The sequence below is a fragment of the Dermacoccus sp. BD5 genome, assembly GCF_044878485.1.
In the GTDB taxonomy this organism is placed as follows: Bacteria; Actinomycetota; Actinomycetes; order Actinomycetales; family Dermatophilaceae; genus Dermacoccus; species Dermacoccus nishinomiyaensis.
In genome coordinates, this window is sequence record NZ_JANJER010000018.1 from 31,882 (window position 1) to 40,302 (window position 8,421).

The 8,421-nt window shown below is 68.1% G+C and carries 5 protein-coding genes; 3 read left to right on the forward strand and 2 right to left on the reverse strand.

Annotated features, from left to right (window positions below; all coding sequences use genetic code 11):
- The first annotated feature begins 82 nt into the window (after positions 1–82).
- Genes NQ706_RS12045 through NQ706_RS12055 form a run of 3 tightly spaced genes read left to right on the forward strand, consistent with a single transcriptional unit; the run spans position 83 to position 2,825 of the window.
- Complete coding sequence (locus NQ706_RS12045) at positions 83–1,090, forward strand: MetQ/NlpA family ABC transporter substrate-binding protein (RefSeq protein ID WP_200874213.1); 1,008 nt, start codon at positions 83–85, stop codon at positions 1,088–1,090.
- Complete coding sequence (locus NQ706_RS12050; protein WP_038569150.1) at positions 1,087–2,160, forward strand: methionine ABC transporter ATP-binding protein; 1,074 nt, start codon at positions 1,087–1,089, stop codon at positions 2,158–2,160. The genes NQ706_RS12045 and NQ706_RS12050 overlap by 4 nt, the downstream gene beginning before the upstream one ends.
- The gene (locus tag NQ706_RS12055) at positions 2,157–2,825 is read left to right on the forward strand and encodes a methionine ABC transporter permease (RefSeq protein WP_081873719.1); all 669 of its coding nucleotides are present in this window, start codon (positions 2,157–2,159) and stop codon (positions 2,823–2,825) included. Before NQ706_RS12050 ends, NQ706_RS12055 begins: the two co-directional genes overlap by 4 nt.
- Before the next feature lie 105 nt (positions 2,826–2,930).
- On the opposite strand, the gene NQ706_RS12060 is transcribed toward NQ706_RS12055, so the two are convergent.
- Both NQ706_RS12060 and lysX read right to left on the reverse strand, forming a co-directional pair.
- Complete coding sequence (locus NQ706_RS12060; RefSeq protein WP_038569152.1) at positions 2,931–4,622, reverse strand: alpha/beta fold hydrolase; 1,692 nt, start codon at positions 4,620–4,622, stop codon at positions 2,931–2,933.
- A 148-nt stretch (positions 4,623–4,770) separates the two neighbouring features.
- Complete coding sequence (lysX, locus tag NQ706_RS12065; protein WP_235181940.1) at positions 4,771–8,178, reverse strand: bifunctional lysylphosphatidylglycerol synthetase/lysine--tRNA ligase LysX; 3,408 nt, start codon at positions 8,176–8,178, stop codon at positions 4,771–4,773.
- Between the last annotated feature and the right edge of the window lie 243 nt (positions 8,179–8,421).

Sequence of the window (8,421 nt, forward strand, 5' to 3'; positions counted from 1 at the left end):
GGCGCCCCCGCCTTCGCGCTGACTCCGCGCATCCGCGCCAGCTCCGCGCATTCGCATCCTTGCCGCCTCACCAGGAGAGATCATGACCGACAAGCACACCCCCGCCGACGAGACCTCGACGCCCGCCTCGTCCACGCATGACGCCACGAGCGCCGAGAACGGCGCGACCGCCCTGCCCCCGAAACCGAAGAACAACACGGGCAAGTACGTCGCGATCGGCGCAGGCGTCCTCGTCGTCGCGTTGGCCGCCGGCATCGGGGCCAAGGTGCTCGGCGGGAGCAGTGACGACAAGCTGACCCACCTCAAGGTGGGCACGACGGAGGCGTCGGACCCGTACTGGAACCAGCTCGTCAAGGTGGGCAAGGACAAGTACGGCCTCGACATCGAACCGGTCAACTTCTCTGATTACACCCAGGCCAACCCCGCGCTCTCCGAGGGCCAGGTCGACCTCAACCAGTTCCAGCACCTGCAATTCCTCGCCGACTACAACACCAAGGCGAAGCAGAACCTCACGCCCATCGGGGCGACGTACATCGTCCCGCTGGCGCTGTACTCGAAGAAGCACACGAGCATCGGCCAGTTCCCCCAGGGCGGCAAGATCGCCATCCCCAACGATCCGACGAACCAGGCACGCGCCTTGCTGCTGCTGCAGAGCGCCGGACTGCTGAAGCTCAAGGGTGGTGGCACCTCGCTGTCGACCCCGGCCGACATCGACGCCGGCGCCTCGAAGGTCACCGTCACAGCGGTCAACGCCGAGCAGACCGCGGCCGCGCTGCCGTCCGTCGACGGCGCGATCGTCAACAACAACTTCGCCGCGGACGCGAAGCTCGACCCGAGCAAGGCCCTGTTCAAGGACGACCCGCATGCGGCCTCGTCGAAGCCGTACATCAACGTCGTCGTCGCGCGCGCCGCGGACAAGGACAACGCCGACTACGCCAAGTTCGTCAAGGCTTACCACGACCCGAGCGTCGAGAAGCTCATCGAGGAGCGCACGAAGGGCACGAGCGTCCTCGTGAACAACTCCGCCTCCGAGGTGCAGGGCATCCTCGCGAAGCTCGAGGCCCAGATCAAGGCGAAGGGATCGAAGTGACGGGCCCCTCCCCCACACTGACGAAGGCCGCCGGGCCGGCGAGTGCCACCCCGCCCGCCGTCGCCTTCCACGACGTCGGCAAGACGTTCACCCGCGGCAAGAGCCGAGTGACGGCTCTCGACGGCATCACGACGCAGGTGGAGCGCGGACGCATTGTCGCCGTCATCGGTTTCTCCGGCGCCGGCAAGAGCACGCTCGTGCGTCTCATCAACGGCCTGGAGACGCCGACGCGCGGCCACGTCGAGATCGACGGCGTCGACCTCGCGTCGCTGTCCGCGAAGCAGGTGCGCGAGCTGCGCGGCCGCATCGGCATGGTGTTCCAGCAGTTCAACCTCATCCGCTCGCGCACGGTGTATGCCAACGTCGCCTACCCCCTCGAGGTCGCCGACTGGGACAAGGCGCGCCAGGAGGCGCGCATCACCGAGCTGCTCAGCTTCGTCGGGCTCACCGAGAAGGCGTGGGCCTACCCCGACGAGCTCTCCGGCGGGCAGAAGCAGCGCGTCGGCATCGCCCGTGCGCTCGCGACGAACCCGGAGATCCTGCTCGCCGACGAGTCCACGTCCGCGCTCGACCCCGACACGACGAAGGACGTGCTCGCGCTGCTGCGCCGCGTCAACGACGAGCTCGGCGTGACGATCGTCGTCATCACCCACGAGATGGACGTCGTGCGCGAACTCGCCGACGACGTCGTCGTCCTCGAGGCCGGCCGCATCGTCGAGTCCGGGCGCACCGTCGACGTCCTCGGCGCGCCGAAGGCGGACGCGACGCGCCGCCTCGTCGACGCCACCCTGCGGAACGTGCCCGACGCACGCGAGAGCGCCCGGCTGCGCGCTGCCCACGACGGGCGCCTCGCGACGCTGACGGTTCACGACCCGCGCGAGTTCGGCCGTGTCCTGGCCCGCATGTCCGCACACGGCGTCGAACCGGAGATCGTGCACGGCGGCCTCACACCGCTCAAGGACGACACCCTGACGACGTTGACGCTCGCCCTGCGCGGCGACGACGGCGCCGTCACCACCGTGCTCGACGAACTGCGTCTCGCCGCCGACGTCGAGGAGGTCGCCGCATGATGCCCGCAACCGATTGGGAGGCGCTGCGCCCCACGATCGTCACCGCGGTGGGCGAGACGCTGCTCATGGTCGGCGCGACGATCATCATGGGCGGCATCCTCGGCCTCGCCCTCGGCGTGCTGCTCAACACCACACGACGCGGCGGCATCCTCGAGAACCGAGTTCTGCACACGGTGCTCAACGTCCTCGTCAACATCATCCGACCGATCCCGTTCATCATCTTCGCCGCCGCTCTCGGGCCGTTGACGCTCGCAGTCACAGGCTCGACGATCGGTGCGAAGTCGATGATCTTCCCGCTGACGATCGCCTCGACCTTCGGCATCAGCCGCATCGTCGAGCAGAACCTCGTGAGCGTCGACCCCGGCGTCATCGAGGCGGCGCAGGCGATGGGGGCGAGTCCGTGGCGCATCATTCGCACCGTGCTCATCCCCGAGGCGCTGGCGCCGCTGATCCTCGGCTACACGTTCGCGCTCGTCGCGGTCATCGACATGACGGCCGTCGTCGGCGCCATGGGCGGCGGCGGCATCGGTGACTTCGCCCTGTCCTACGGTTACCGCCGCTACGACTGGGCCGTGACGTGGGCCGCCGTCGTCGTCATCATCGTCTTCGTTCAGATCGCCCAGTTCATCGGCAACGCTCTGGCCCGCAAGGCGCTGCGTCACTGAGACACCCTCCGCGCCGCTCGGCGCGAGCATGACGAAGGGCCGCGACCATCCGAAGAGGATGGATCGCGGCCCTTCGCCGTCAGGACGCGTCAGACCAGCCGTGCGTCAGCGAGCGCCGACGGTGGCGACCTTCTGCAGGCTCGAGCGCAGGTCGGCCTGCATGCCCTCACGCTGCTGGACGTGGTGGTGCTTCTTCTTCGTGCTGGACGCGCTGTCCGTCACCTCGTTGGCGGGGCCGGGCTCCGGCTGGGGCACGGGGTCGCACTCGACGTCGGCGTGGCCCGGTCCACCCGTCCGCGCGGGCATGGCGCCGGTGAGGAGGTAGGCGGCGATCTTGTCGTCCGTGCAGGCGATGCCATTGAGCGAACCGGAGTGCGTCGTTCCACCGACGCCCTCGATGAGAGCGCTCTTCGGGAAGCGCTTGCGCACCTCGAGCGCGCCCGGGAACGGCGTCGCACCGTCGTGGGTCTCGGCGATGAGCAGCACCGGCCCGACCTTCGAACCGTCGATCTTCATGGCCTGCGCGTTCGTCGCCTTGACCGGCCAGCTCGTGCACGGGAGGTTGAACATGGCGTTCGCCCACGTCTCGAAGGGCGCCTTCTTGTCGACCTTCGAGTTGTCCGAAAGCCACTTGCTCCACACGTTCGACCACTTGACGTCGGTGCACTGCGTGCCGAGGTAGACCGCGTAGCTGTTGTCCGAGCCCGGCCCGGAGCCGTTGGCGTCGTCGTACAGCGCGGTCGTCGGGCCGAAGTCACCCTTCTGCAGCGCAGCGGCCAGGGCGGCGCCGTCGTCCTCCCAGCCGAAGACGTAGTAACCGGCGTTGAGGTAGGCGTCGGTCCACTCGTCAGGCCCGATCTTGCCGTTTGCGGGCTTCTTCGCGAGCTTGTCGCGCATCGAATACCACTGCTTCTTGATGGCCTTGCCGCTCGTGCCGAGGTGGTACGTCGCGTCGTTGCCCGCGACCCAGTCGAAGAAGACGTCCATGTTCTTGTCGAACGCGATGTCCTGGTTGAGGTTCGCGTCGTACCAGACGTCGCGCGGGTCGACGACACCGTCCATGACCATGCGACGCGTCTGCTTCGGGAACATCGTGGCGTAGACCTGGCCGAGGTACGTGCCGTAGCTGAAGCCGTAGAAGTTGATCTGCTTCTCACCGAGCGCCTTGCGGATCGAGTCCATGTCGCGCACGTTGTCGATCGTCTTCATGTGCGGCATGAGCTTCGCACCGGCAGCCTTGGAGCACGACGCGGAGTAGGCGGCCGACTTCTTCAGCCAGGCCTGCGACGTGCCGGCCTTCGTCACCCGGTAGTCAGGGCGGTTGTAGCCGAAGTAGTTGCCGTCGCAGGCCAGGGTCGGGACGCTGGAGCCCACGCCGCGCGGGTCGAAGCCGATCCAGTCGTACGGGTCGCCGCCCTTGTTGGGCACAGCGCCGCCGAGGCGCGACAACGTCAGACCGGAGCCGCCCGGGCCACCTGGGTTGACGAGCATGATGCCCTGCTTCTTGGCGTCGCTCGTCTTGTGCTTGATGCGGGAGACGGCGATCTTGATCTTCTCGCCCTTGGGCTTGGCGTAGTCGAGGGGCACCTCGACGAATCCGCACTGGGCGCCGGCCTTGCTCAGGCGCGCGTTCGCGCAGGTACCCCAGGTGACCGGCGGCGGGGTGTAGGACGAGGACGCGTCCGCAGTGGGCGTCGCGCCCTGAGCGGGAACGGAACTCGCCGCCGTGACGGGGGCCGACAGCCCGACGCCCAGCAGGCTGAACGCAGCGCCCACGGCGCCGATGGTCTTCTTCATGCGTACTCCCTGGATGGCCTGGTGAACCGCGCGTCCACGAGCGTGTGGCGCCGTGTTCGATCATGCCCCTTGGAATGCGCTGTGTGTCTCCCCTGTGTAACCTTTGTGTAAAGTTCGTCACACTGGGCATGTCGCTCGACAAGGGTGATCAACCCTGAGGGCGCACGAACGGAAACGCGAGCGTCGCACGGATCGGCGCACCGAGAATCATCATGATGGAGCGGTCGACGCCGATGCCGAGCCCACCCGTCGGCGGCATCGCGTACTCGAGAGCGCTGAGGAACGCCTCGTCGAGCGACATCGCCTCGACGTCACCGGCCGCGGCCTTGAGGGACTGCTCCGTCAGGCGCCTTCGCTGTTCGATCGGGTCGACGAGCTCCGAGTAGGCGGTGCCGATCTCGGCGCCGAACGCGACGAGGTCCCAGCGCTCCGACAGCCTGGGGTCGCCGCGATGCGCGCGGGTGAGCGGTGACGTCTCGACGGGAAAGTCGATGTAGAACGTCGGGAACATGGTCTGGCCCTCGACGAGTTCGTCGTACAGCTCGACGACGAGTTCACCCGCACTCTTCTCGCGCGGCGCGTCGACGCCGTGCGCCGCGCAGACCGCGGCAACCTCGTCCCGCGACGACGCCGACGTCAGCAACACCCCGCAGGCCCTGGAGACGGCTTGGTGAACGGGGATCGTCGGCCACTGTCCCGACAGGTCGACACGCTCGATGGTGCCGTCGGGTTGGGGGCGTTCGGCGAACTCCCCACCGTTGACGGCCCGCGCGACGGCGAGGAGCACCTCGCGCGTCAGGTCGCGCATCGTCAGGTAGTCGCCGTAGGCGTCGTAGGCCTCGAGCGAGGTGAACTCGGGGTTGTGGGTCGCGTCTGCGCCCTCGTTGCGGAAGTTGCGGTTCAGCTCGAACACCTTCTGCATGCCGCCGACGGCGAGCCGCTTCAGGTACAGCTCGGGAGCGATACGCATGAACAGATCCATGCCGTATGCATTGATGTGAGTCTTGAACGGGCGCGCGGACGCCCCACCGTGCACCGCCTGCAGCATCGGCGTCTCCACCTCGGTGTACCCGAGTGCGTCGAACGCGTCACGGAACGCCCGCACACCGCGTGATCGGCGCAGCAGCATGTCCATCGAATCACGGTTGACGATGAGGTCGAGCGAGCGGTTGCGGACGCGCGCGTCGGGGTCGCGGAACGGTGAGTGCAGGTCGGGGATCGGGCTCAGGCACTTCGCCGCCATCTGCCAGTCGCTGACGTGCACGGACAGCTCTGCGTGCTTCGACGTGACGATCTCGCCCGTCACCGAGACGATGTCCCCGAGGTCGATCCAGTGTCGCCAGTGATCGTACTTCTCGGCCGGGGTGACGTCGCGCGTCGCCATCGCCTGGAGGCGGGCGCCGTCCTCGTCGAGCACGACGAAGCTGACGCCACCGAAGTCGCGCAGGGCCCGCACCCGCCCCGTGACGGAGACGCGCTCGCCCGTGCGGTGATCGGCGGGAAGCCGGCCGTGCGCCGTGACGACGTCCTCGATGCGCGCGGTGCGCGGCACTGCGACGGGGTAGCCTTCGACGCCGCCGGCCTCCATGTGGGCGAGCTTCTCGCGGCGCACGCGCTGCTGTTCGCTGCGGCGCGGCTCGGGCATCCGCGGGGTGAGTGCGTCCGCCTCGAGGGCCTGGACTCGCTCGACGAAGACGGCTTCGGGGCGCGGCGGCTGATGGTCGGCCGGCTTGGGCCCGACGAGCAACCGCGGCCCGATGAGGGGGACGAAACCCTCGGCCACACCCATCGCGAAACCGGCACGCGGGACGGTGAGCTCGGCGTCGTAGCAGAGGAAGCGCGGCACCCATTCGGGGTGGTACTTGTCGTTCGAGCGGTAGAGCGTCTCCAGTTGCCAGAACTTCGACGCGATCGAGAGCGCATTGTCCGTGACGCGGGTGATGGGGCCAGCGCCTACCTCGTCCGCATCGGCGAAGACGTTGCGGAAGACTGCGAAGTTCAACGAGATGCGCCGGATGCCCAGGGCGGGTGCCGCTTCGGCGAGGTGCGCGACCATGAACTCGTTGAGGCCGTTCTCGGCCTGACGGTCGCGGCGCATCAGGTCGAGCGACAGCCCGCGCGAGCCCCACGGGACGAAGGACAGGAACCCCCGCACGGCGCCGCGGGCGTCGTGGGCGGTGATGACGACGCAGCGCCCGTCCGCGCGGTCACCAAGCCTGTTGAGGGCCATCGAGAATCCGCGCTCGGTCTCGTTGCCGCGCCAGTCGTCGGCGAGCCGCGAAAGTTCGGCCAGTTCGTCGTCGCCCAGTTCGTCGTGGCGGCGCACCTGGGTCGTGTAACCGCAGCGTTCGACGCGGGTGACGGCCTGGCGGACGGGACGCATCGAGCGCCCGCGCAAGGAGAAGGTGTCGGTGTCGATGATGGCCTCGTCACCTAGCGACCACGCCTTGAGCCCCGCCTCGACGTAGGCGCGCGCTCCCCTCGTGCTGGCGGAGAGGACGGCGGGGTACAGCCCGTGCTCGCGGCACTGGCCGAGCCACACGGCGATGGCGTCGTCCCAGGACTCAGCTCGCCCGATGGGGTCGGCGGATGCGACGCTGACGCCCCCCTCGTTGCGGAACGTGACGGCGGCGCGGCCGTCGGGGGCGAAGACGACGGCCTTGTCCCGACGCGTGGCGAAATACCCCAGGGAGTCGTCCTCGCCGTGCTCGAGCAGGAGACGGCGGATGCGCAGTTCCTCGTCGGCGTCGATGAGCCCGGCGCCGCGGCCCGAACGCCAGAGGACGAGCAGCGAGAAGATGAGGACGAGGGTCGACACCGTGCTCGCGACGTCGAAGATCCATTCGTACCCCTGGTGCCCTCCGAAACCCGGGCTGGCCGGCGGCGTCCTGACGCCGAACGTGCTGCGGACCGACCAGACGAACTTCTGCCCGAGGGTGTCGAGATCACGCGGGAACGACAGGGTGAGCAAGAACGCGACGACGAACGACAGGAACAGACCTGCGATGAGGCTGATGAGTGCCGCCGCCTTCGAGCCGGAACTGAACCGCGCTCGGAACGCGGGGCGCGCGAGGAGCACGACGACGAACGACGTGACACTCAGAGCCAGGATGGCCGCGGACACACCCGGCGACGTCTGGAACTGCGCCCAGTCGCGATAGACGCCACGCACGTGGAGACGGTTGATCATCTGGGTGACCTGGTGCGCGAACACGAGACGCGCGAGCGAGTCCAGCACCGAAAGCCCCATGACGACGGCGAGGACGGTGTGCGCCGGACGGAAACGACGGCGGATACCGCCTGCGAGGACGAGAGCCATGCAGGCGGCGAACAGGGAGGGCTCACTCGGGATGTTGACCCAGCCAAGGACGTCCATGACGACGCGCAGGATCACGCTGCGGTGGAAGAACACTCCGGCGAGAGAGACGAACGCCGCCAGCACGAGCAGCCGGCCGGCCCAGATCGCGACCTTGTCCCGCCACCCATGATCCCGCCAACGATTGCACGCCTCGACCGACGACGTGAGGCGCTCGTTCTTGTTCCCCGTCTCCACCACGGCACGACACTAGCCCCGGGACGTGAGGAAACACTGGAGATCCCCTGAGGTTCCCGTGGAGTGTGCCCTGGCGACGATGCACGGTGGACGCCATGGTTTGTGGCCGCGGCCGTGTGGTGGACGTAGAAATGCGTGATGGTCTTGAACTACTCAACCCCAGTCTTTCGGGGGAGCTGTTCAAGACCATCACGTCTTAGAAGAAGTCCGGCGGTGTCCTACTCTCCCACACCCTACCGAGTGCAG

What these genes read in the sequence shown, in the direction of transcription:
- NQ706_RS12045 (WP_200874213.1), top strand. Translation starts at nt 83, where the DNA reads ATGACCGACAAGCACACCCCCGCCGACGAGACCTCGACGCCCGCCTCG.
- NQ706_RS12055 (WP_081873719.1), top strand. Translation starts at nt 2,157, where the DNA reads ATGATGCCCGCAACCGATTGGGAGGCGCTGCGCCCCACGATCGTCACC.
- NQ706_RS12060 (WP_038569152.1), bottom strand. Translation starts at nt 4,622, where the DNA reads ATGAAGAAGACCATCGGCGCCGTGGGCGCTGCGTTCAGCCTGCTGGGC.